The organism is Vibrio sp. nBUS_14 (assembly GCF_051201655.1).
In the GTDB taxonomy this organism is placed as follows: Bacteria; Pseudomonadota; Gammaproteobacteria; order Enterobacterales; family Vibrionaceae; genus Vibrio.
In genome coordinates this window covers 803,894-828,442 of the sequence record NZ_CP179206.1, presented here as the reverse complement: position 1 = coordinate 828,442, position 24,549 = coordinate 803,894, and the positions used below count along the sequence as shown (strand labels likewise).

Sequence of the window (24,549 nt, the reverse complement as noted above, 5' to 3'; positions counted from 1 at the left end):
CGACAGGGCTTTTTTGTATCTAACAAGAACCCTAAGTAAAAGAGTTATTCCGCAGGTTGGAATTCGAACTTTACTCTCGACTTCGGTTTAAGCTCGTTGCAATCGCCATTACAAAAATAGCTCGCGGCACCACAGGCTTGAAGCTTCTCTAATTGGCTGCTGCACTCAGGGCAAAAACCAACTTTGGTAAAGTGAGCCTGACAACTTTCACAGTGATGCTTGCCATCCCAGCCTAGCTCTGACTGGCACTTAGGGCGGATATTTTCACTCATTAGCACTTCCTAATTCACTGCGATTTATACAATCTACTACCGCTGAGACTTAGCTTGCTTGATTTGGTACATGTTCTTGTCGGCTTGTGCGATCAAGGTTTCTAATGACTCAGGATCTTTCTCATAAGAAAGCCCAACACTGGCGGTGAACTGAGTATCGTTGATATAAAGGGCTTGTTCCAAGATTCTTTCTAAACTGCGGTAAAAGCTAAGAATACTTTCTTTATCATCAAAGCAAGGGAACACGACAAACTCATCGCCACCATAACGCCCGATCTTGGCGCAGGCTGTGGTTTCCTCATCGAGCACTTTTGCAACCGCTAACAACACATCATCACCAAAACTATGGCCGTAGGTATCATTGATCGACTTGAATTGATCGACATCGACAAACAGACACGCCATCATTTTTTCAGCAAAGCAGGGCTTGGTTAACACCTGCTCGGCTTCTCTCAGCAATGCTCGGCGATTTAAACTGTGTGTCAGGGAGTCTCGATTAGCAAAAAAGTTGAGTTGATTCTCCAACTCATATTTCTCTAAAGCCACAGAATATAAGGAAGCCAATAACTCTAAGATCTCGAGTTCAAATTCATGGGGTTCAGAGACGTATTTGCTGTAAATCGCAAAGGTACCTAACACATGACCATGTGAAGAAATGATTGGTACTGACCAACACGAATGAAGATTAGCTTGATTGGTTAAAGCTAAGAAAGGTGCCCAATTTGGGTGTGTATTAATATTGGAGATCATAACGGCTTTTTTAAGCGCCGCCGCCTCACCACAAGAACCAATCCCAGCACCAATACCGACCCCTTCTATTTGTTGATTATAAAAATCAGGTAGATTAGGGGCATATTCAAGATGCAGAGTCTTTGATTCGGAGTTGAGCAGTAAGATTGAAGCCATACGCTGGCCAAAAAGCTGCTCAGTAAGCTGAATGATCTTATGATTTAAGTCCTTGCGATCCATCCCAAGGGCAAGCTTTCGAAGCAAACTGTTGACTGCTCGGTGACCTTCTAATAAAAATTGTTGTTCCATTCACTAAAGCTTTCAATTGTGTAATCGGCTACAGCTTGTTCTTATGCAAGCTGTTATTGGTTAATAATAACACACTAAATTAGTACGATACACAACCGAAGATCATAGGTTGATCTTTCGCTTTATCTATTTTGATCAGCGATCTACCCCGAAAAGAATATTTATATCACCACACACCGAAAGCATAAGTTACATGTGCTGCATTTCAATTTTAAATGGTCATTTATATTAAAAGTTACATATTAGAACACAATAAACAGCACAAGCTATTTCGTTATATAACCTAAATCATCGAATTACATGCGTCAGCATTTCAATATGTTGGTCATCTAACTGGGTTAACTTAACCGATAATACCTTAAGCTCTGACGTATTCTCAATGTGAGTACCACCACACGGAATAGACACGAGAGTGTCTGCATTAAACTGCCATTCCCAGTAACGAGAATCCGTTAATGCCTCGCCTTCCAGCCTCATTACGACTGAAGTAGACTCGGTTAGCCAGCCTGCTATCATTTGATTGATGTCGGCTTCAACCCCTTCAAGGTTTGCTAGCATGTCTGCGACGTTCAAGCCGCGCTTCTTCAAGGTTTTGCCCAAACGATACTTGTCGGTACATAGTTCTGGGGTCACAAAGCTGGTGACTTGAGCGTAGCTATTGAAGTCATAACTACCAAGTGGATCTTTTCTATCCGCATTTTTGCGCCAGTAACTCTCAGCCAAGACTTTATTCAACGCTAAGAAAGCGATATGACCAGCACTATGCCCACGGCTCAAGCTTGCTTGGTATTCTTCATCAACCGATAACTCAACTTCATCGCCAATATTAATCATGGAAGCTGATGCAGGTAGTTGGTGAACAACCACAAACGCCCAGCCTTCCGTATCGCGCTTAACAGGAATATCTGCTGCGATACAAAGTTTGCCAGTGGATTGTTCTATTGCTCCAACAAGACAATCTTCAACAATATACTGTTCACCATTTACGCTGACAAAACCTCGGTCAGCAGGGTGATCGGGCCAAATATGACTAACAGGGTGAAAAGGTGTCAAATTGGTAATCACGTAGGTCTGACTATCATTGTTCTCAACATAAAGCACTTTCGCATTGAGCTGCCAAGTCTGATGACAGAATTGAGTAAGGGTTGGTGTAATTGCCGACGCAGGTGTAATCAAATCGCTAGTAGTCATATCATTCTTCTTTTGGAATCTAGTCTGATTCGTTAAGCCATTATGATAAAAACATATTGGTATGGCTTAACGTGAATTTTGCTTAAAAAAATACCCGAGACAGGCTCGGGTATCAAATCGATTAAAAAGGGTTACTTACGGCCTTTCATCATGCTCATCATACGCTTACGTTTGCGTTCTTGAGAAATCGTTAGCTTGTTTGTTTTCGCTTCAAACGGGTTTTCGCTGTTCTGGAATTGAATGCGAATCGGTGTACCCATGATCTCTAGTGAGCGACGGTAGTAGTTCATTAGGAATCGTTTGTACGAATCTGGCAAGTTACGAACTTGGTTACCGTGGATAACGATAATAGGTGGGTTATAACCACCAGCGTGCGCGTATTTCAGTTTCACACGACGGCCACGAACCATAGGTGGTTGGTGATCATCGGTTGCCATTTTCATGATACGAGTCAGAACAGAAGTACCAACACGTGTTGTCGCTGACTTGTAAGCCTCTTGAACAGATTCAAACAAGTGACCAACACCTGTACCGTGAAGTGCAGAGATAAAGTGAATACGTGCAAAATCAACGAAACCTAAACGGCGGTCTAGTTCTTTCTTAACGCGATCTTTAACATCGCTGTCTAGACCATCCCACTTGTTTACTGCAATAACAATTGAACGACCAGCATTCAGCGCAAAGCCTAACAAGCTTAAGTCTTGATCAGAGATGTTGTCTCGAGCATCAATCAGAAGTAGAACAACGTTAGCGTCTTCAATCGCTTTCAGTGTTTTAACTACAGAGAACTTCTCTACGGTTTCATTGATGTTTTTACGACGACGAACACCCGCAGTATCAATCAGAACGTATTCACGCTCATCACGCTGCATCGGAATATAGATAGAGTCACGAGTTGTACCTGGCATATCGTAAACAACAACACGTTCTTCACCAAGAATACGGTTAGTTAGTGTTGATTTACCTACGTTAGGTCGACCAATGATCGCTAGCTTAATCGGTTGATCTTGAAGGCGCTTGAATTCTTCTTCCGCTTCTTCTTCAGTGAAATCAACTTGCTCTTCTTCTTCGTCTTCAAACTCAGTCAAATCGCTTACTTCACCATTCTCAGCTTTTAGCGCTTCAGCGAATGGGTTAAGTGCAAGGTCAATCAGTGCGGTTACACCACGACCGTGTGCCGCTGCGATTTGATACATGTCTTCAACGCCTAGCTGCCAGAAATCAGCACTTGCAGCATCAGGGTCGATACCATCAACCTTGTTTACTACTAGCATTGAAGGCTTTTCTAGCTGACGAAGGTGCTTAGCAATAGCCACATCTGAAGGTGTCAGACCCGCACGGCCATCTACCATAAACAGAACGACATCAGCCTCATCAATCGCCGCTAGCGACTGTTCAGCCATTTTCGTTTCAACACCTTCTTCGGTACCGTCGATACCACCAGTGTCGATAACAATAAAGTCATGCTCACTAAAATACGCATGGCCGTATTTACGGTCACGCGTTAAGCCAGGGAAATCCGCAACCAATGCATCACGAGTTCGAGTCAATCGGTTAAATAACGTAGATTTACCTACGTTCGGACGCCCTACTAGAGCAACAACAGGTACCATAACAACCTCTACAATTTCTTCTCTAAATGTAGTTATAGGTAAGCACTTGTTCGCAAGTTTAAACTCTTACCTATAACCACATGGTTTATTAATTTATAACAACAAAACGGCTCCTAGCTGTTACCAACCAGGAGCCGACTGTGAATTATATCACGCTTTTATTGGCTAATCGTTAGTTTCTTTACATCGCCATTGCGAGTCGTCACTAAGTAGCCTTCAGGTAGTTCAATAGGCGCAACCGCAAAGCCGCTATCATTAACTAACTGCTGGGCAACAAACTCACCCGATGAACGATCTAACCAGTGCAGATAACCTTCTGTATCACCCACGACTACATAACCATTAATAATAGCAGGTGCGGTCAGTAAGCGGTTTTCTAACAATGGAGTGCTCCATAGTTCAGTGCCGCTACGCGCATCGACTGCAACCACGTGGTCTTTATCTGTTACTACGAACAAACGACTACCATCGCTCGCCAAATCAATCGCTGACGAGTAGTTACGCTTCCAAACTGGCTTACCAGAACGAAGATCGATTGCAATCAACTGACCATTAATACCAACGGTATACAGCGTGCCGCCAAGAACAACAGGTGACGCATCAACATCAACCAAACGATCAATTTCAGTTGCGCCTTTTGGCGTGCCAACTGGTTGTTGCCAAATCAGCTGACCACGGTCAACGATAGCAGCAGCCAAGCGACCATTTGCCGTTCCCCAGAAAACACCACCAGAAACAGCAACAGGAGCACTATCACCACGTAATGTTAGGCTTGGAACTTCAGTGCTAATCGTCCACTTCTGTTCGCCGCTTTCTTGATCCAAAGCGATCATCATGCCGCGACTGGTATGAACCAATACCATGTTGCTTTCAGTTGCAGGAGATGTAAGCACCTCACCGTTGACTGATACACGCCACAGTTCTTCACCTGTCGATTCGTCTAACGCGATCACTTCGCCATTTTCAGAGCCTAGGAACACTTTGCCGTAAGCCGCTGTTAGACCACCTGATAAGCGTGCGAGCAGATCTTTTTCAAGATCAGTTTCCCACAACTTTTTACCCGTTTCAGGATCAAGCGCTTTAACAATACCTTCGCGACTTGCGACAAACACTTTGTCGTAAGCAAGCTTAGGCGTTAATTTTGAAAAGTAATGACCAACACCATCACCAACCGACGTAGACCATTCCTGCTTAGGAGTGAACTCGCTGTTTACTGTTGGTACTGGAGCCATGATGACGGTGTCTTCTTCACCCGCACAACCGGCTAACAGGCCAAGAGCAATCGCACACAACGCTGCTTTGGGAAACATCTTCTTCATTCAAAGCGCCTTATTTAGCTAGGTCGTCAAGTTTAATTTGAAGCGTTTGGCTCGCATCAGCAGCTTGTTGAGCTTCAGAGTAAGCACTGTAAGCCGCATTTGTGTCGCCTTTACGAAGTGAGATATCACCTCGTAGTTCAGCAACACGGCCTTTCCAAGATTCGTCAGTCATCGCTTCAAGATCAGTCAACGCTGCGTCAAATTCACCTTGCTCAGCTTTGATACGAGCAACACGGTAAGTTAGTAGTGGCGCTAATGCCGCGTCCTTCGTTGCCGATTTTGCCCACTCAAGCTGTTCAAGAGCTGCTGCAAGATCACCCGATTGAACTTGTGCTTTAGCTAACTGCATAGCAGCAAGAACAGAGTATTCAGCGCCTTTGTTTGCGTCGATGAAAGCTTGAATATCAGATTGAGCATCAACGCCCTTAGTATCAAGAGCTGAAATTACAGAGGTGTAGCTTTCTGAAGCTGCTTCACGCGCTTCAACGACTGAATCTTGGTAATAGCGCCAGCCAAATAAACCACCTAAACCAATAACCGCACCAAAGATTACGGCTTTACCGTTCTCTTTCCACCAATCTTTAATGGCTTCAACTTGTTGCTCTTCGCTATCGTAAAGTTCCACTTCCTGTCCTCTTTAATTCTTTAAACGCCAGCATAGTGCTGACGTTAATATTCATGATGAGCGTTTGCTCAATGGCTAACTAGATTAGCGCAGCTACTTTCTCTGCAACTTCCGTTTGAGACACGGTTTCTTGCACGCCGCCAACCAAATCTTTTAGCACAACTGTATTGTCAGCAACTTCGTTCTCACCAAGCACTAGCGCCACAACAGCACCTACTTTATCAGCACGCTTGAATTGCTTCTTAAAGCTACCACCACCGAAGTGGTTCATCACGCGTACGCCTTTAACGGTGTCACGTAATTGATTCGCTAACTGCATACCCGCGATCATTGTACCTTCGCCAGCAGCAACCATGTATACGTCAACGCTACGACGAACTTCTGTAAGTTCTAGCGTTTCCATCATTAGAACTAGACGCTCTAGACCCATTGCAAAACCAACAGCATTAGTTGCTTTACCGCCTAGTTGCTCGACAAGACCATCGTAACGGCCACCGCCACATACTGTACCTTGCGCGCCTAGGCTGTCAGTGATCCACTCAAATACTGTGCGGTTGTAGTAATCTAGGCCACGTACTAGACGCTCGTTAACTTGGTATTCGATACCAACAGCGTCAAGAAGTTCACACAAACCAGCAAAATGTTGCTTTGACTCTTCACCCAGATATTCAGATAGTCGAGGTGCGTCACCTAAGATAGCTTGAACGTCTGGGTTCTTAGTATCCAGTACACGTAAAGGGTTCGTATGCATGCGACGTTTACAATCGTCATCAAGCACATCGATGTGTTGCTCAAGGAAAGCCACTAAAGCAGTGCGGTAGCTTACGCGATCTTCTTGAGAACCGATTGAGTTCAGTTCTAGGCGAACGTGTTTGTCGATGCCTAGCTCACGCCATAGACGTGCTGTCATCATAATAAGTTCAGCGTCTACGTCTGGACCGTCTAGGCCAAACACTTCCACACCACATTGGTGGAATTGACGGTAACGACCTTTTTGAGGACGCTCATGACGGAACATCGGACCCATGTACCATAGGCGCTGTTCATCACGGTTGATAAGGCTATTTTGAATACATGAACGTACACAACCTGCTGTGCCTTCTGGACGCAGCGTTAGGCTGTCGCCATTACGGTCATCAAACGTGTACATCTCTTTTGAAACAACGTCAGTTTCTTCACCAACCGCACGGCTAAATAGATTCGTTTCTTCAACGATAGGCATACGCACTTCGTTGTAACCGTATGCGCTCACCACACTTTTAACTGCGCTTTCTACTTTCTGCCACAGTGGTGATTGAGTTGGAAGGCAGTCGTTCATGCCTCGAATTGCTTGGATATTTTTAGCCACAGTATTTATTCCGTAATTTCTCACGACCAGGTGTTAGTGCGAATAGACAATCACACCCCATCGCGTTGTATTAATCTTCTAAGTTTTCTACATCAATGCGATTTGCTTTATCAAGCACCGATGCTTTTGCTCGGATCTTCGCTTCAAGCTTATCGATAAGGTCATCGTTGTCAAAACGCTCTTTCTGGCGTTTACCGTCTTCGTAGAAGGCACTCTTGCGTGCACTACCCGCCAAACCTAAGTGAGACACTTCAGCTTCGCCAGGGCCGTTAACCACACAACCGATGATTGATACATCCATCGGAGTAATAACGTCTTCTAAGCGCTCTTCAAGAGCGTTAACGGTGTTGATAACATCGAATTCTTGACGAGAACAGCTCGGACACGCAATGAAGTTGATGCCACGCGAGCGAATGCGTAAAGATTTAAGAATATCAAAGCCAACTTTAATCTCTTCGATTGGATCTGCTGCTAGAGAGATACGCAGCGTATCGCCGATACCTTCAGAAAGAAGCATGCCCAAACCTACCGCTGATTTCACAGAACCAGCACGAGCACCACCCGCCTCGGTAATACCAAGGTGCAAAGGTTGATCAATCTGCTTAGCCAGCAAACGGTAAGAACCGACGGCTAGGAATACATCAGAGGCCTTAACACTGACTTTAAATTGATCAAAGTTCAAACGGTCTAGGATATCTACGTGACGCATTGCGGATTCAACCAGAGCTTCTGCTGTCGGCTCTGTGTATTTCTCTTGGATCTCTTTTTCAAGAGAACCACCGTTAACACCAATACGAATCGGGATATTCATATCACGAGCACAATCCACAACAGAGCGAATGCGGCTTTCGTTACCGATGTTACCAGGGTTAATACGCAGACAGTCAACACCGTACTCTGCCACTTTAAGGGCTATACGGTAGTCGAAGTGAATGTCAGCTACCAAAGGAACAGAGACCTGCTGCTTGATTAGCTTAAACGCTTCAGCGGCATCCATAGTCGGCACAGATACGCGAACGATATCAGCGCCAACTTTTTCCAAAGCTCTAATTTGAGCAACGGTCGCAGCGACATCAGTTGTTCTTGTGTTGGTCATGGATTGCACAGCAATTGGTGCACCATCACCGATCGGCACATCACCCACATAAATACGGGTTGATTTGCGACGAATAATAGGAGATTCGTGTTGCATATAAACTCTAAGGTAAGGTTATTCTAGCTACTTTGCCTGAAGTATACCCAGAAAGGTCAACGGGTTCACTTGCAAATGTCATTGATACGCCCTCTGGCGCACCTAGAATCACTTTGTATGGCGCAGTTCCTGAAAGATTAAGTGTCTGACCTGCTTTTTTAATACCAGTAGACAAAGTCTTGCCTGCCGCATCTTTAACTTGGATCCAACAGTCTGCAGAAAACTGCATCACTAGCTCGTTGGCTACAGGTTCAGGCGTCACTGTCTCTGGTTCAGCCGCCACAGGGGGAACCTCTGCAACGTCTTGTGTATCTTTAGCTTGCTCGATATTCTCTGAAGCCTCGGCCGCGCTAACCACTGTAAGTTCATCCGTACTTTCAGTCGCTGAAGGCTGCGCAGTATTTTGCTCAGCTTCAATCACCTCTAACGAAGTCAATTCAGGATCAAGCGACTCCTCTACCACTAGCTCTTCCGAACTTTCAGTATTGGCAAGAGATTGAGATAAGGTGTCTTGCTGCTGGTTCTGCCACCACCAAAGTGATGAGATACCCGCAATCACAGCAAAGATGCTCCATGTGAGGATCATAATACGGCTGTTGTGCTTTTCTGTTTTTGTCTTACGAGAAAAACTCAGCATTTCTTGTTCTTGATGTTGAGCGTCACCAGCATGATGAAGTGCGTTCAACACCACTTTTTCATCAAGATTAACGTATTTCGCGTATGAACGGATATAACCACGCATAAAGGTGGCAACCTGATCGGACTCAAATTGGTTTTCTTCAATTTGTTGGATCAGCGTAACACGCAGCTTCAAACGATCAGAAATCTGCTTTTGTGTTAAACCCAGAGATTCTCGTTTATTTTTGAGCAGCGTTCCCGCTTCAATTGCTGGAGCGACAGTTTCTTTCGGTTGTGTTTGTGTTTCGTGTTCTGTGTTCATAGAGAGTGAACTTCTAAATAATTATCGCAGGCTGATGAGAGCATTTTTTATTTTCGTTTAAGCTCAATCTTACAACCTACTATGTGGAATTTGTCCTGCAACCCATTTCATCACCCCTTAAAGTAGAAAACCACACGCTGTTGGTGAGCGATTTTCTCAGGAAGCTAGTTTATCAAGTAGCCAACCTAAATAGACACATTGACGATTATCGGGTAACAAGCGAGCACTTAAATTAATTTAAGATTATTTAATCATAAGCTAATGCCATTACAAGGCAAAAACACTTTCGACAAAATTTACCGTCAGCTCATGGTTTTGTCCAAAATTTAACGAAAAATGTAAGAAAGCGTGGGGAAAGAATCCAATTATTGGAAATTCACCTTCCAGAAAAGCAACAAGCCAGAAGGAATCCTTCTGGCTTGTTTCGTTCTAAATGGTATTTAAACCGCTTTTACTTGAATTACATCACCTGCGATTAAGTTAGCTTCAGAGGCGGCTTTCAGCATTTTAGTACGCTTGGTTCTATCAATAACATCACCAACCAGTTGACCACATGCGGCATCAATATCATCACCACGTGTTTTACGAACCGTTACTGTGTAATTGTATTCCATCAGCGTTTTTTGGAAGCGATCAATACGAGAGTTGCTTGGCTTCTTGTAAGGCGAACCTGGGTAAGGGTTAAATGGAATCAAGTTGATCTTACAAGGCGTATCTTTCATTAGCTCAGCAAGTTCACGAGCGTGGTCCATATCATCATTCACATGATCCAATAGAACGTACTCAACCGTTACTTTGCCGCGGTTAGCATTTGAAGAAGCAATGTAACGACGAACCGATGCTAGGAAATCTTGGATATCCCAACGGTCGTTGATTGGCATGATTTGGCTACGCAGTGCATCGTTTGGTGCGTGTAGAGAAATCGCCAGAGCTACATCGATGTTGTCTGTCATCTGATCAAGACCAGAAACAACACCTGATGTTGATACTGTTACACGACGCTTAGACAGTGAGAAACCCAGATCATCAAGCATCAGCTCCAATGATGGAATTAGGTTCTTCATGTTCAGCAGAGGCTCACCCATACCCATCATCACGACGTTAGTAATTGGACGACGACCCGTCTCTTTCTCTAAACCGATTTCACGTGCAGCACGCCAGATTTGACCAACGATCTCTGAAACTTTCAGGTTACGGTTGAAGCCTTGTTGAGCCGTAGAGCAGAATTTACATTCAAGCGCACAACCGACTTGCGAAGATACACATAGCGTCGCACGGTCACCATCTGGGATATATACCGTTTCAACGTCTTGGTCACCAACACTCATAGCCCATTTAATGGTGCCATCCGCAGAGTGCTGAGCTTCAGAAACACTAGGTGCAACAATCTCACAGCGCTGCAGCAGTTTCTCACGTAATTTTTTGTTGATGTTGTTCATTTGTTCGAAGTCATCGACACCGAAGTGATAAATCCACTTCATCACTTGCTCTGCTCGAAACGCTTTCTCATTCAGTTCTTCTGTGAAAAATTTACGAAGACCTTTACGATCAAAATCGAGTAGATTGACTTTAGCTGTGGTCATGATGCCTCTCAATGACGGAACAATAATTAAGGGCGCGAATTGTACAGCCTTTAGGCAACTTCAACAAGCTCTGTAAAACCTTGTGTTTACTAAGACATTCAAACTTAAGCGATTAAAATTTACACAGCCAAATTTACCTGCTTAAGTTTAACCAATTCAAAGCGAGATTCCCGATTTCGTACCTCCGTCGCTTTCGGGAATGACACTAGAACACACCAGAAACGAAAAAGGCTTCACCGAAGTGAAGCCTTTTTTGATACTTGCTGTTGTCTGCTTATTCAGCTGGACGCGGGCAAATTTCAGATTCTGGGAAGAAGAATTCGATTTCGCGAGCGGCAGACTCAGGGCTATCGCTGCCGTGTACTGAGTTGTAACGCATGCTGATTGCGTAGTCAGCACGGATAGTACCGCATGCCGCTTCTTCCGGGTTAGTTTTACCCATTAGTTCACGGTAACGAGCAATCGCGTTTTCGCCTTCAAGTACTTGAACCATGATAGGACCAGAAGTCATGAACTCTTTAAGTGGTTCAAAGAACTCTTTACCTTCATGCTCTGCGTAGAAGCCACTTGCTTGTGCTTCTGTAAGAGAAACCATTTTAGCGGCAACAATCTGTAGGCCAGCTTTTTCAATGCGGTGGTAGATTTCACCGACAAGGTTACGCTTAACTGCATCCGGCTTAACAATTGAGAACGTTCTTTCTAGAGCCATAGGGATTCCTTCACTTCATTTTTTTGTTATTAAATACTGAAATTACTAAGATCATTCGATCTGAGTCTCTGAATAAGCGGTATCGAAACACCGCTCACTCTTATTATTATTTTGCTTGGTCGATAAGAAGACGAGCCAGTGTACGAACACCCATACCAGTCGCGCCTGCAGCCCACTTATCACTTGATGACTTACGGTAAGTACCCGCGCAGTCCATGTGAACCCAGCCTTTTTTGTAGTCATCTACAAAGTAAGAAAGGAACGCAGCAGCTGTACTTGCACCCGGTGTGTAATCACCAGAGCTGATGTTTGAAAGATCAGCAAAGTTTGAAGGCAACATACCACGGTGGAAATCAGCAAGAGGCAATGGCCATAGGCCTTCTTTCTCTTGGTTTGCAGCCGTTAGTGCTTGGTGAGACAACTCATCATCAAAGCTCAATAGTGCGTGGTAGTCGTTACCTAATGCATTTTTAGCCGCGCCAGTTAGCGTTGCACAGTCGATGATCAACTCTGGGTTCTGAGCGCTTGCGAACATCAAGCCATCAGCCAAAACTAAACGACCTTCTGCATCGGTATTCATGATCTCGACAGTCTTACCATTTTTATAAGTAATGATGTCGCCAAGCTTCAATGCACGACCTGAGATCATGTTCTCAGCACAACATAAGATAAGCTTGATACGCTTGTTCAGACCGCGTTCAATCGCTAGACCTAAACCGCCGGTAATAGTTGCAGCGCCACCCATGTCAGCCTTCATTGCTGTCATGAATTGACCTGGCTTGATGCTGTAGCCGCCTGAGTCGAAAGTGATACCTTTACCCACAAGACAAGCAAACACAGGTGCGTTTTCATCGCCAGTTGGGTTGAAGTCCAGTTGAAGCATTGCTGAAGTACGTTCAGAGCCGCGGCCTACCGCGTAGATGCCTTCCCAACCTTCAGTTAGGAGATCTTTGTCTTTAACGATTTTCGCTTTAACAGTGCCTGCAGGTGCTACTGACTTGATGTATTCCGCTGCCATTGTCGCTAATTGACGAGGGGCAACTTCTTCAGCCGTTTTGTTGATGATGTCACGAGTCCAATCTGTTGCGCGGATACGTGCTTCTAATTCAACTTGATCAGCTTCAGCTAGAGCATCCCACTCCAATGCATTCTTTTTCTTTGGTCCTCGGTAGCCTTGATAAAAAGCCCAAACACTTTCTAGATCCCAGCCTTCACCGCTAAGTGCAACCAGTGCGATACCTTGTCCGTCAAGCGTACGACCAGCACGTTGAACTGCACCTAAATCGTGGCCTTCACCTATGTGAATCGTCGCTCCCGCTTCCGAAAACGATAAGATAGCTTTTGCTCCCCACTGAGGCTGGGCAGCTTCTTGACTTAAAAATACTGACATCTGTGTAGACATGATTTCTCCTTGTCTTTGAACCACATTGAGTGAGTGATTCTGATTATTTTTTATTAGCGCTCTGATGTTAGCATTATGTAGAAGTAAAATGTCATTTTGATAAAAAAACGGACCATAAGGTCCGCTTTTTTTAGTAAGAATTGTTAACTTGGCTGTGTTTTATATTGGATAAATTCCAACCAACGGCCAAATTATAGAACAAGAGGGTTAGTCCATCTCATCCATCCAGCATAAAATAATGGCCTCTAGAATTTTCTCATTCGAGTGATTCGGCTCATCATCAAAATCTTCAAGATCTAACACCCATTGATGCAAGTCCGTAAAACGTACGGTTTTAGGATCAGTCTCAGGGTATAAATCACATAGCTCAATCGCAATATCTCGCGAATCAATCCATTTCAAGCTCATAACACTTCCTTATCTTTATCAGCGACGATTTGTCATCTTAATGATTTATATTCTATGCCAGTTTTACTAACACGTTTAGTCGAGCTGAGTGCTTAGTGCTCTTCAGAAGCTAAGTTCAATGTGTACTTTGGAATCTCAACTACTAGGTCAGTATCAGCTACTTTAGCTTGGCAACCAAGACGAGATTCCATTTCCAGACCCCAAGCTTTATCAAGCATGTCGTCTTCTAGGTCATCACTTTCTTCTAATGAGTCGAAACCTTCACGAATCACGACGTGACATGTCGTACATGCACACGACTTCTCACATGCGTGTTCAATACCAATACCGGCCTTCAATGCAACATCAAGAACCGTCTCACCAGTTTTTGCTTCTAAAACAGCGCCTTCTGGACATAGATCTTCGTGAGGTAAAACAATAATCTTTGGCATGTTTATCTATTCTCTAACTATTAAATATTATCGACTGACTGACCTGACAGTGCAGCTCGAATTGATTTATCCATACGACGAGAAGCAAAGTCTTGGCTCGCTTTGTCGGTATTCTTAATTTCTAGTTCGATGGCATCAGCGCTTTCGCCATTGCGCACTTCAATCAATGCTTCAATAGCTTGCAGAAGCTGCTGCTTTTCTTGCTCATCAAGTAGCTCATCACCATCAGCTTGCATTGCTGCAATAAGGCCTTCGATAACACGATCTGCTTCTACACGTTGTTCAGCTAGAGCACGCGCTTGCATGTCTTCTTTGGCAAACGTCATCGAATCTTTCAGCATGTTCGCCACTTCATTATCACTTAAGCCGTAAGACGGTTTAACCTGAATTTCCGCTTGAACACCCGTGCTCTTCTCCATAGCAGTAACCGATAGCAGGCCATCAGCGTCTACTTGGTAAGTGACACGAATATGCGCCGCGCCAGCCGTCATTGGTGGAATGCCTTTCAGAGCAAAACGAGCCAATGAACGACAGTCATCAACCATCTCACGTTCGCCTTGCACGGTATGTACTGTCATTGCAGTTTGACCGTCTTTGAACGTGGTAAATTCTTGCGCGCGAGCAACAGGGATCGTGGTATTGCGTGGAATGATCTTTTCGACCAAGCCACCCATAGTCTCGATACCTAAAGAAAGCGGGATAACATCAAGCAGCAGCATTTCAGAGTCAGGCTTGTTGCCGACTAAAATATCCGCTTGGATAGAAGCACCAATCGCAACTACTTCATCAGGGTTAATGCTGGTTAGTGGCGTACGACCAAAAAAGTCACCGACCATTTCACGTACAAGCAAGGTACGAGTTGAACCGCCGACCATCACGACTTCTAGAACATCATCAGCGTCAACTTCAGCATCTTTCAGTGCACGACGGCATGAAAGTAGTGTTTTCTTAACCAGTGGCTTGATGATGTCTTCAAACTCTTCACGAGTTAACGAACCAGACCAACCTAGCACTTCAACAGCAACACTTTCAGTTTCAGATAAACCTATCTTAGCGTCTGTTGCTGCATCCAAAAGGATACGGTTCTGTTCTGCTGTAAGCTCTGTTAAGCCCATTTGATCTTGGAAGTGTTCTGCGATCAAGTGGTCAAAGTCGTCTCCGCCTAACGCAGAGTCACCACCGGTTGCTAATACTTCAAAGACACCTTTAGACAGGCGTAGGATAGAGATATCAAACGTGCCACCGCCAAGGTCATATACCGCAATCACCCCTTCTTTACCTGAATCCAAACCGTAAGCAATCGCTGCCGCAGTAGGTTCATTAAGAAGACGTAACACGTGAAGACCAGAAAGTTGAGCTGCGTCTTTTGTACCCGCACGCTGTGCATCATCAAAATAAGCAGGAACCGTAATCACGGCGCCAGACAATTCACCGCCTAACGTAGATTCAGCACGTTGGCCAAGCGCTCGTAGAATATCAGCAGAAACCTGAATTGGGTTCTTGTTGCCTTGTTCTGTACGGATCACAGGTAGACCATTATCACTTGCTTCAAACTGATATGGCAGAGACGGGTATCGCTGTTGAATATCCGACAGTGAGCGACCAATTAATCGCTTCACTGAGATAATGGTATTTTTAGGGTCAGTCTGCGCGTAAGCTCGAGCTTCATCGCCAGTCGTATAAGATTCCGACTGGTAGTGAACAACTGAAGGTAAAATACTTCGACCTTGTTGATCAACGAGCGTGCTCGCTTCGCCACTGCGTACTGCAGCAACCAATGAGTTTGTTGTACCTAAATCAATACCCACCGCAAGCTTGTGCTGGTGAGGAGCGGCGCTTTGCCCTGGTTCTGCAATCTGAAGTAGTGCCATGGATGTGTCCTTGTTATACAAACTAGTCGATCAAACGATCTTCAACTAATTCGATTTCATTCTTTAATTTTGCAATAAACTTAAGCTTTCTTACTCGGTCTGCAGCTTCTAGCCAAGCTTCGCTTTCGAGTTCTTGCTGGATAGCACTTAATTGTTGTTTATACATTTTGCTAACCTTGCCTTCAAATGCAAATAGCGCATCTTCAGGATCAGAACTGTCTGCGATATCTTCCAGCTCTTCTCGCAGTTCCATTTGCTCCATCAGGAACATCGGATCTTGCATGGTTTGTTGTTCGCCACGAATGTCTTCTCCGTGTTGAACCAACAGGTATTCTGCTCGGCTGATTGGATTCTTCAATACCTGGTACGCATCGTTGATTTGTGCCGCTTTTTGCACGGCTAATAAGCGGTCACGCTCAGAAGCTATCGCGAATTTATCAGGATGGAATTGGCGTTGCAGATCTCTAAACTGAGAAGAAAGAAGGCTACCATCCAGTTGAAACTGAAGTGGTAGCCCAAATAATTCGAAATGATTCATGTAAAGGTGGTCCTAAGTTTAGGCTCTTTGTTCAGAACCTAATTTTATTCTTCGCTTACAACGCTTAACGAGTCAAGCGTTTAAACATTGAAGCTCTCACCACAACCACACTCGCCTTTCGCGTTCGGGTTGTTGAATTCAAAACCTTCATTTAGGCCTTCTTTTACATAATCAAGCTCAGTACCGTCTAGGTATACTAGGCTCTTTGGATCAATGATGACCTTCACACCTGAGTGCTCAAACACTTCGTCTTCTTCGTTAAGCTCGTCAACGAATTCCAGTACATACGCCATACCCGAACAGCCAGTAGTTTTTACTGCTAAGCGTAACCCGAGACCTTTACCACGGTTATCTAGGAAAGCTTGAACTCGGCTTGCAGCCGTATCTGTCATGGTGATGGCCATACTACAACCTTGTGTTTTATATAAATTGATAACTCAGGTGGGAGCACAAAAGGTGCTCCCAAATATTACTTATTTTGTCGACGTGATTACGGTATTGAAGCGATTAGTGCTTCTTTTTGTAATCCGCAACAGCTGCTTTGATTGCATCTTCAGCAAGAATTGAACAGTGAACTTTCACTGGTGGCAACTCAAGCTCTTCTGCGATTTCAGAGTTTTTGATTGCAGCAGCTTCATCAATACTTTTACCTTTAACCCACTCTGTAACTAGTGAGCTAGAAGCGATTGCGCTGCCGCAACCGTAAGTCTTGAATTTTGCATCTTCAATAATACCTTCTGCAGATACTTTGATTTGCAGTTTCATTACGTCACCACAAGCAGGTGCGCCAACCATGCCGCTACCTACACTTGGGTCTTCTTTATCAAACGAACCTACGTTACGTGGGTTTTCGTAGTGATCAATTACTTTTTCGCTATATGCCATGATAGTTACCTCTAATCCTCTATTTCCGTGAGATTAGTGATGAGCCCACTCAACAGTGTTCAAATCAATCCCTTCTTTATACATATCCCATAGAGGAGACATGTCACGTAATTTGTTTACCGCTGCACGGATTTGTGCAATCGCGTAGTCGATTTCTTCTTCCGTTGTGAAACGGCCGAATGAGAAACGTACTGAGCTGTGTGCTAGTTCATCATTTAAACCAAGAGCACGTAGAACATATGAAGGCTCTAGGCTTGCTGATGTACATGCAGAACCTGATGATACTGCTAGGTCTTTTAGAGACATAAGCAGAGACTCACCTTCAACGAAAGCAAAGCTCACGTTTAGGTTGTGTGGTACACGTTGGTCTAAGTCGCCGTTTACGGTTACTGCTTCTAGATCTTGAACACCTTTAAATAGGCGCTCACGAAGAGCTAGTGCGTGATCGTAATCTTTCTGCATATCTTGTTTAGCGAGAGCAAAGGCTTCACCCATACCCACGATTTGGTGAGTCGCAAGCGTACCAGAACGGAAACCACGTTCATGACCGCCACCGTGCATTTGTGCTTCTAGGCGAATACGTGGCTTACGACGAACGTACAAAGCGCCGATGCCTTTAGGACCGTATGCTTTGTGTGCAGACATAGAGATAAGATCAACTTTCATCTCTTTTACGTCTAGTGGGATTTTACCCGCAGACTGTGCCGCATCAACGTGGAAGATTATCTTGCGTGAGCGACATAACTCGCCGATTGCAGCGATATCTTGGATTACACCAATCTCGTTGTTCACGTGCATGATAGAAACTAGAACAGTATCTTCACGCATTGCAGCTTGTAGCTTGTCTAGATCGATAATGCCGTTTGCTTCTGGCTCAAGGTATGTAACCTCAAAACCTTCACGCTCTAGTTGGCGACATGGATCAAGAACCGCTTTGTGTTCTGTTTTGCACGTAATTACGTGCTTACCTTTCTTCTCGTAAAAGTGCGCTGCACCTTTAATCGCAAGGTTATTTGACTCTGTAGCTCCTGACGTGAAGACAATCTCACGTGGGTCTGCATTTAGTAAATCGGCAATTTGCTCTCGAGCATTATCTACTGATTCTTCTGCCTGCCAGCCATAACGGTGTGAACGAGACGCTGGATTACCGAAGTTGCCATCCATCGTCATACACTGAACCATCTTTTCAGCAACACGTGGATCAACTGGACATGTAGCTGAATAGTCAAAGTAAATAGGCAGTTTCATTTTCTACTCCAATGTAAAAACTGACCGCTAAGAGCGGGCATTAACACCGTGAGGTGCTGCACTAATCGTTGTAGTGCTCGTATTTTTTTGTGTAAAACTATTATTAACCGCAAGATCGCTATCTTGACGATCAGAAATCTGTAAAACATCGTTATCTTTCATTAGCTCACCGAGCGTAATGTCATTTAAGAAACTACTAATACGGGAACTTAAATCACGCCATAAAGTGTGAGTTAAACAACGACTACCACCTTGGCAATCTGCTCTACCGTGACACTTAGTTGCATCGACTGATTCGTCTACTGCAGCAATCACAGTTCCGACAGCGATATCGCCCGCTTCAGCACCTAGGCGGTAACCACCACCAGGACCACGAACACTAGCCACTAAGCCAGCTTTACGTAACTTAGAAAATAGCTGCTCTAAGTAAGATAACGAAATACCCTGTCGCTCTGAAATGTCAGCCAGAGGAACTGGGCTTTTTTGCGAATGCAGTGCTACATCTAGCATAGCTGTTACCGCATATCTTCCTTTAGATGTAAGTTTCATATCACACCGTATCCACATTGTTTATGTGGTTGGAATTTTCCCATACCTGACTAAATTGGTCAAGTATTTAACTGACTATTTTAGTCAGGTATTCACCCCTACCTATTGCATGGGCTTTATTTATCCTTATTACTCTTCTCAATTGAGGTCAAAATACCACGTAGGGTATTGATCTCTTGTAGTTCTGGACGAGCTCGGCTGAATAAACGACGTAGCTTGTTCATCACCTGACCTGGCTTGTCCTTAGAGATAAATTGGGTATCGATGATCACTTTTTCAAGGTGTTCGTAGAACATTTCTAGTTCTTCGTGACGAGGATAGTCATCTTGTTGCTGCGGTTGATATTGGCTAGCAACCCTATCAAGGTGCGCCACACGAACTTCATAGCTTAACGTCTGTACCGCCATTGCTAGATTCAGTGAACTGTATTCAGGGTTCGCAGGGATACACACATGGTAATGACACTTTTGCAGTTCATCATTTGTTAGACCAGTACGTTCACGGCCGAAGACTAATGCTACAGGGTGTTTTTGACCTTCAACGGCAAACTTTTCACCACATTCACGCGGCTCAAGCATTGGCCATTCAAGCGTACGTGAACGCGCACTCGAACCTACCACCAAACCACAGTCTTTTACAGCTTCGTCCAGTGTAGAAACAATCGTCGCATTTTCTGCGATGTCACCTGCACCCGCTGCCAGTGCTAAGGTCTGCTCGTCAACTTCACATTGAGGATCGACAAGAACCAATTGACTCAAGCCCATCACTTTCATTGCGCGAGCGGCTGATCCGATATTTCCCGAATGAGACGTACCAACCAGAACGACTTTTACATTGTCTAACATGCTATATGACACCACTTTAAAAATAATCGCGAGATATTAACACATAGCTAAGTAAAATGGTCAGGCCCTTCGCGTAATATGAATTCAAGAGTTCAAAAAACAACCACTTCCCTTTTGCAAAAAATTTGGTATACTCGACGCCGCTTTAAACTGTTCTTTAACATCTTGTGGGAAAAACCATATGCATCCAATGCTAAACATTGCGATACGCGCTGCGCGTAAAGCTGGCAACCATATTGCTAAATCTCTAGAAACAACTGATAAGATCGAATCGTCTCTAAAAGGTAACAATGATTACGTTACTAACATTGCTCAAGAAGCTGAGTACATGATTATTGAGACAATCAAATCATCTTACCCAGAGCACAGCATTATTTCTGAAGAGTCAGGCCTAACTGAAGGTAAAGACTCTGACGTACAATGGATCGTTGACCCACTAGATGGCACCAATAACTTTGTAAAAGGTTTCCCTCACTTCTCAGTATCTATCGCTGTTCGCATGAACGGTCGTACAGAAGTTGCTTGTGTTTATGATCCAATGTTAAACGAGCTATTCACAGCTCAACGCGGCGCTGGCGCACAACTTAACAACGCTCGTATGCGTGTTACTCAACTTAAAGACCTTCAAGGTACTGTTCTTGCTACTGGTTTCCCGTTCAAGCAAAAACAACATTCTGAATCTTTCATGAAAATCATCACTGGTCTATTCGTTGACTGTGCTGACTTCCGTCGTACTGGTTCTCCAGCTCTTGACCTATGTTACCTAGCGGCAGGCCGTGTTGACGGCTACCTAGAACTAGGCCTTAAGCCATGGGATCTAGCCGCTGGCGATCTCATCGCTCGTGAAGCTGGTGCTATCATGACTGACTTTGCTGGCGGTACTGATTACATGACTTCTGGTAATGTTGTTGCTTCAAGCGCACGTGGTGTTAAGTCTATTCTTAAGCACGTTCGTGAGAACTCTAACGAAGGTATGCTGAAGTAATTCAGACCTTGCGTTAATACTCTTTGGTTAAGAGCAAAAGATTTTCAAAGCCTCGCGATTGCGGGGCTTTTTTGTATCTGCTGTTCGAGATATGAGCTATGAGCTATGAGCTATGAGCTATGAGCTATGAGCTATGAGCTATGAGCTATGAGCAGGATGGCGCTTAGTTACCTTGAGTGCAACTCACTTCAACGTTAAATTGCATTGAGTTCAACCACAAAATGCAGACGTAAAAAAACCGCTAGTTGCCTAGCGGTTTTTTTGGTTTATCGAAATAGTTTAAGCCAAAGCTTAAGGCATCTCGTTAAACTCTTCACCTTCTTTTTCCACTTGTGGTGGCATCAGGTGTTCACGCGTGATACCCAACTTCATAGCGAGTGCTGATGCAACGTAGATAGAAGAGTAAGTACCAACGGTAATACCCAATAGAAGTGCGGTTGCGAAGCCGTGAATCATAGCCCCCCCCTGTACAAACAGAGCGATAACCACGAACAACGTCGTACCAGAGGTAATCAAAGTACGGCTCAATGTTTGTGTGATTGAGCTGTTCAACACTTCAGGCGCCTCGCCTTTACGCATCTTACGGAAGTTCTCACGAATACGGTCAAATACCACTATGGTATCGTTGAGAGAGTAACCGACCACCGTCAGCAAGGCTGCCACGATAGTAAGGTCTACCTCAATTTGCATTAGAGAGAATACACCTAATGTAATGATAACGTCGTGCGCTAGGGCTAATACAGCACCTGCAGCCAAACGCCATTCGAATCGCATTGACACGTAGATCAAGATACAGATCAGAGAAACTAAGATCGCAAGACCACCCGCTTCTGTTAGTTCATCGCCCACGTTTGGACCGACGAACTCGATACGACGCATCTCAACTTGCTCACCAGTACCATCTTTAATTGCAGACAGGATTTGGTTACCAAGCGTTTCGCCCGCAACACCTTCACGTGGACGTAAACGAACCATTACCTCACGTGCAGAACCAAAGTTCTGTACCGTTGCATCACCGAAACCTTCTGCTTCTAGTGCACTACGTATATCAGGTAGGTTTGCTGGTTGCTCAAAACCCACTTCAATCAGCGTACCACCAGTAAAATCTAGCCCCCAATTCAACGATTTCGTTGTTAAGGTGAAGATAGCAGTACCAATCATCAAGATTGAGAATAAAAAGGCAACCTTTGACCAACGCATAAAGTCGATCATTTTTTGTGCTTTTAGAATCTGAAACATATTAATTCCTAGCCTTAGATCGACAGTTTCTTAACGCGTTTTCCGCCATACATCAGGTTCACGATACAACGTGTTCCGACAATGGCTGTAAACATTGAAGTTAAGATACCGATAGACAGCGTTACCGCGAAGCCTTTAATTGCACCTGTACCGACAGCAAATAGAATGATTGCTGTTAATAGTGTGGTGATGTTGGCATCGGCGATTGTACTAAATGCGTTTGCATAACCTTGGTGAATCGCTTGTTGTGGACTGCGTCCATCTCGAAGTTCTTCTCGTATACGCTCAAAGATAAGAACATTGGCATCGACTGCCATACCAACCGTCAATACGATACCGGCAATACCTGGCAGAGTCATAGTAGCCCCCGGAATCATCGACATCACACCGATAATCAACACCAAGTTAGCCATCAGAGCAACGTTCGCAATCAAACCAAAAGTACGGTAGTAAAGTAGGGTAAACAACATTACTGCAGCCATACCCCAAACCATCGCCATGATACCCATATCGATGTTTTGTTGACCCATAGATGGACCAATCGTACGTTCTTCTACGATCGAGATAGGCGCAATCAATGCACCAGCACGTAGTAAAAGTGCCAAGTTATGAGCTTCAGCCGTTGAGTCAATACCTGTAATACGGAAGTTACGACCTAGCGCAGATTGAATCGTCGCTTGGTTAATCACTTCTTCGTGCTTAGTTAAGATCACTCGACCTTCAGGTGTTTTACGACCGCTGTCTTTGTACTCTGCAAATACGGTTGCCATTAGCTTACCGATATTTTGACGAGAGAACGTAGACATCTTGCTACCACCTTCGCTGTCTAGCGAGATGTTAACTTGTGGGCGACCATATTCATCAACACTTGAGCTTGCATCTGTAATGCTAGAACCGCCTAAGATAACGCGTTTCTTAAGTACCACAGGGCGACCATCACGGTCTTGCTTGATTTCGCTACCTGCAGGGGCTCGACCAGAAGCGGCAGCGGCCAAATCGGCACTGCTGTCCACTTCACGGAATTCAAGAGTTGCGGTTGCGCCTAAAATTTCTTTAGCACGCGCCGTGTCTTGAACACCAGGCAATTCTACTACGATACGGCTAGCACCTTGACGTTGAACCAAAGGTTCAGCAACACCAAGTTCGTTAACACGGTTACGTAGAATGGTAATGTTTTGCTCTACTGCGTAGTTACGGATTTCTTGAAGACGAGCGTCTGTAAAACGAGCAACCAAAGAGAAGCGACCATTAGATTCTGAATCTACGAACGTCATATCTTGGTGCTTAGATTGCAGTAGCGATTTCGCTTCAGCAAGCTGCTCTTCGTTACGCAGAATCACTTCAACTGCATCTTTACCCGATGGGCGAATAGCACGGTAACGAATTTTTTCTTCACGAAGTTCACTACGGAAGGCTTCTTCTTGTTGGCCAACGAGCTTTTCCATTGCAGCGTCCATATCCACTTCCATTAAGAAGTGAACACCACCACGTAGATCAAGACCCAGTTTCATTGGTGCAGCACCAATAGATTCAAGCCAATCAGGAGTTGAAGCCGCAAGGTTTAAAGCAACGATAACATCATCACCTAATGCTTCAGTGATGATATCACGGGCACTAATTTGCGTATCTGTATCGTTAAAGCGAACAAGAATGGAACCGTTTTCTAGAGCAACGGATTTAGTAGAAAGGCTCTTTGCTTCAAGAGCGTCGGTGACAGCATCCAGCGTAGACAGATCTACAGAGGCGCCGCGCGCCCCTGTAACTTGAACTGCCGGATCTTCACCGTATATATTTGGAAGTGCGTACAACGCAGCGATAGCGATGGCAAACATCACCATCAAATACTTCCATAACGGATAACGGTTTAGCACAGCGAGGATCCTCTAGCTGTTTATAGAGATTTCAGAGTACCTTTTGGTAGCACTGCTGTAACGAAGTCTTTCTTGATAACAACTTCGTTGTTTGCGTTCAGTTCGATAGCAACGTAGTCGCTGTCTTCTGCAATCTTAGTGATCTTACCAATCAGACCGCCGCTCGTTAGAACTTCATCGCCTTTGCCCATAGCAGACATAAGGTTCTTATGCTCTTTTACGCGCTTAGCTTGTGGACGGTAGATCATGAAGTAGAAGATCACAGCGAACATACCTAGCATGATAAGCATTTCGAAACCGCCGCCTGCTGGTGCACCTTCTGCTGCTGCGTGAGCTTGAGAAATAAACATTAAAAACATCCTCTATTATATTTTAGTCATTGTTTGTCTAATTGGGTTGCATCCCTTTATTTTCAAGCCCCATCACTCGGAAGAGAGATAGGGCTCG

Annotated in this window: 25 protein-coding genes; 1 reads left to right on the top strand and 24 read right to left on the bottom strand. The window is 44.5% G+C overall.

The window, feature by feature from the left end; all coding sequences use genetic code 11:
- Window positions 1–44 precede the first annotated feature (44 nt).
- From ACMAZD_RS03765 to trmJ, 21 genes are all read right to left on the bottom strand, one after another.
- On the bottom strand, window positions 45–272 hold the full coding sequence (locus tag ACMAZD_RS03765; RefSeq protein ID WP_435248624.1) for a zinc ribbon domain-containing protein: 228 nt from the start codon (window positions 270–272) through the stop codon (window positions 45–47).
- A gap of 36 nt (window positions 273–308) precedes the next feature.
- A complete protein-coding gene (locus tag ACMAZD_RS03760) occupies window positions 309–1,310 on the bottom strand; it encodes a sensor domain-containing diguanylate cyclase (RefSeq protein ID WP_435248623.1) in 1,002 nt (333 codons plus the stop codon).
- Between the two features lie 288 nt (window positions 1,311–1,598).
- Complete coding sequence (locus ACMAZD_RS03755; protein ID WP_435248622.1) at window positions 1,599–2,501, bottom strand: alanyl-tRNA editing protein; 903 nt, start codon at window positions 2,499–2,501, stop codon at window positions 1,599–1,601.
- Window positions 2,502–2,632: 131 nt separating this feature from the next.
- The gene (gene der / locus ACMAZD_RS03750; RefSeq protein WP_435248621.1) at window positions 2,633–4,114 is read right to left on the bottom strand and encodes a ribosome biogenesis GTPase Der; all 1,482 of its coding nucleotides are present in this window, start codon (window positions 4,112–4,114) and stop codon (window positions 2,633–2,635) included.
- Window positions 4,115–4,272: 158 nt separating this feature from the next.
- Window positions 4,273–5,433 carry an outer membrane protein assembly factor BamB gene (gene bamB / locus ACMAZD_RS03745; protein WP_435248620.1) on the bottom strand — a complete coding sequence of 387 codons (1,161 nt, stop codon included), beginning with the start codon at window positions 5,431–5,433 and terminating at the stop codon, window positions 4,273–4,275.
- A 10-nt stretch (window positions 5,434–5,443) separates the two neighbouring features.
- Window positions 5,444–6,058 (bottom strand): YfgM family protein, encoded by a 615-nt coding sequence (locus ACMAZD_RS03740; RefSeq protein ID WP_435248619.1) that lies wholly within the window; start codon window positions 6,056–6,058, stop codon window positions 5,444–5,446.
- Window positions 6,059–6,137: 79 nt separating this feature from the next.
- Window positions 6,138–7,406 (bottom strand): histidine--tRNA ligase, encoded by a 1,269-nt coding sequence (gene hisS, locus ACMAZD_RS03735; RefSeq protein ID WP_435248618.1) that lies wholly within the window; start codon window positions 7,404–7,406, stop codon window positions 6,138–6,140.
- Between the two features lie 70 nt (window positions 7,407–7,476).
- On the bottom strand, window positions 7,477–8,598 hold the full coding sequence (ispG, locus tag ACMAZD_RS03730) for a flavodoxin-dependent (E)-4-hydroxy-3-methylbut-2-enyl-diphosphate synthase (protein ID WP_435248617.1): 1,122 nt from the start codon (window positions 8,596–8,598) through the stop codon (window positions 7,477–7,479).
- A 7-nt stretch (window positions 8,599–8,605) separates the two neighbouring features.
- A complete protein-coding gene (gene rodZ, locus ACMAZD_RS03725; protein WP_435248616.1) occupies window positions 8,606–9,538 on the bottom strand; it encodes a cytoskeleton protein RodZ in 933 nt (310 codons plus the stop codon).
- 440 nt (window positions 9,539–9,978) lie between these two features.
- The gene (locus ACMAZD_RS03720) at window positions 9,979–11,121 is read right to left on the bottom strand and encodes a bifunctional tRNA (adenosine(37)-C2)-methyltransferase TrmG/ribosomal RNA large subunit methyltransferase RlmN (protein WP_435248615.1); all 1,143 of its coding nucleotides are present in this window, start codon (window positions 11,119–11,121) and stop codon (window positions 9,979–9,981) included.
- A gap of 274 nt (window positions 11,122–11,395) precedes the next feature.
- Complete coding sequence (gene ndk / locus ACMAZD_RS03715) at window positions 11,396–11,830, bottom strand: nucleoside-diphosphate kinase (RefSeq protein WP_435248614.1); 435 nt, start codon at window positions 11,828–11,830, stop codon at window positions 11,396–11,398.
- A gap of 106 nt (window positions 11,831–11,936) precedes the next feature.
- Window positions 11,937–13,232 (bottom strand): aminopeptidase PepB, encoded by a 1,296-nt coding sequence (gene pepB, locus ACMAZD_RS03710; RefSeq protein WP_435248613.1) that lies wholly within the window; start codon window positions 13,230–13,232, stop codon window positions 11,937–11,939.
- Window positions 13,233–13,439: 207 nt separating this feature from the next.
- The gene (iscX, locus tag ACMAZD_RS03705) at window positions 13,440–13,640 is read right to left on the bottom strand and encodes a Fe-S cluster assembly protein IscX (protein ID WP_017098072.1); all 201 of its coding nucleotides are present in this window, start codon (window positions 13,638–13,640) and stop codon (window positions 13,440–13,442) included.
- 92 nt (window positions 13,641–13,732) lie between these two features.
- The gene (fdx, locus tag ACMAZD_RS03700; RefSeq protein ID WP_004735098.1) at window positions 13,733–14,071 is read right to left on the bottom strand and encodes an ISC system 2Fe-2S type ferredoxin; all 339 of its coding nucleotides are present in this window, start codon (window positions 14,069–14,071) and stop codon (window positions 13,733–13,735) included.
- A 20-nt stretch (window positions 14,072–14,091) separates the two neighbouring features.
- The gene (gene hscA / locus ACMAZD_RS03695) at window positions 14,092–15,942 is read right to left on the bottom strand and encodes a Fe-S protein assembly chaperone HscA (RefSeq protein WP_435248612.1); all 1,851 of its coding nucleotides are present in this window, start codon (window positions 15,940–15,942) and stop codon (window positions 14,092–14,094) included.
- Between the two features lie 22 nt (window positions 15,943–15,964).
- A complete protein-coding gene (hscB, locus tag ACMAZD_RS03690; RefSeq protein WP_139684142.1) occupies window positions 15,965–16,480 on the bottom strand; it encodes a co-chaperone HscB in 516 nt (171 codons plus the stop codon).
- A gap of 80 nt (window positions 16,481–16,560) precedes the next feature.
- Window positions 16,561–16,884 (bottom strand): iron-sulfur cluster assembly protein IscA, encoded by a 324-nt coding sequence (iscA, locus tag ACMAZD_RS03685; RefSeq protein ID WP_004735095.1) that lies wholly within the window; start codon window positions 16,882–16,884, stop codon window positions 16,561–16,563.
- 103 nt (window positions 16,885–16,987) lie between these two features.
- Window positions 16,988–17,365, bottom strand: a complete 378-nt coding sequence (iscU, locus tag ACMAZD_RS03680; protein ID WP_004735094.1) for a Fe-S cluster assembly scaffold IscU — start codon at window positions 17,363–17,365, stop codon at window positions 16,988–16,990.
- Window positions 17,366–17,398: 33 nt separating this feature from the next.
- Window positions 17,399–18,613 (bottom strand): IscS subfamily cysteine desulfurase, encoded by a 1,215-nt coding sequence (locus tag ACMAZD_RS03675; protein ID WP_435248611.1) that lies wholly within the window; start codon window positions 18,611–18,613, stop codon window positions 17,399–17,401.
- A gap of 27 nt (window positions 18,614–18,640) precedes the next feature.
- A complete protein-coding gene (gene iscR, locus ACMAZD_RS03670) occupies window positions 18,641–19,162 on the bottom strand; it encodes a Fe-S cluster assembly transcriptional regulator IscR (RefSeq protein WP_435248610.1) in 522 nt (173 codons plus the stop codon).
- 116 nt (window positions 19,163–19,278) lie between these two features.
- Window positions 19,279–20,007 carry a tRNA (cytosine(32)/uridine(32)-2'-O)-methyltransferase TrmJ gene (trmJ, locus tag ACMAZD_RS03665; protein WP_435248609.1) on the bottom strand — a complete coding sequence of 243 codons (729 nt, stop codon included), beginning with the start codon at window positions 20,005–20,007 and terminating at the stop codon, window positions 19,279–19,281.
- Between the two features lie 181 nt (window positions 20,008–20,188).
- Here trmJ and suhB point away from each other — a divergent pair, with 181 nt between their 5' ends.
- Window positions 20,189–20,992, top strand: a complete 804-nt coding sequence (gene suhB / locus ACMAZD_RS03660; RefSeq protein WP_435248608.1) for an inositol-1-monophosphatase — start codon at window positions 20,189–20,191, stop codon at window positions 20,990–20,992.
- A gap of 291 nt (window positions 20,993–21,283) precedes the next feature.
- Here suhB and secF read toward each other — a convergent pair whose 3' ends face one another.
- The 3 genes from secF to yajC are packed head-to-tail and all read right to left on the bottom strand — an operon-like array spanning window position 21,284 to window position 24,452.
- Entirely contained in the window at window positions 21,284–22,231 is a 948-nt protein-coding gene (gene secF, locus ACMAZD_RS03655; protein ID WP_435248607.1) for a protein translocase subunit SecF, read from the bottom strand.
- A gap of 14 nt (window positions 22,232–22,245) precedes the next feature.
- Entirely contained in the window at window positions 22,246–24,102 is a 1,857-nt protein-coding gene (secD, locus tag ACMAZD_RS03650) for a protein translocase subunit SecD (RefSeq protein ID WP_435248606.1), read from the bottom strand.
- A gap of 20 nt (window positions 24,103–24,122) precedes the next feature.
- On the bottom strand, window positions 24,123–24,452 hold the full coding sequence (yajC, locus tag ACMAZD_RS03645; protein ID WP_435248605.1) for a preprotein translocase subunit YajC: 330 nt from the start codon (window positions 24,450–24,452) through the stop codon (window positions 24,123–24,125).
- Between the last annotated feature and the right edge of the window lie 97 nt (window positions 24,453–24,549).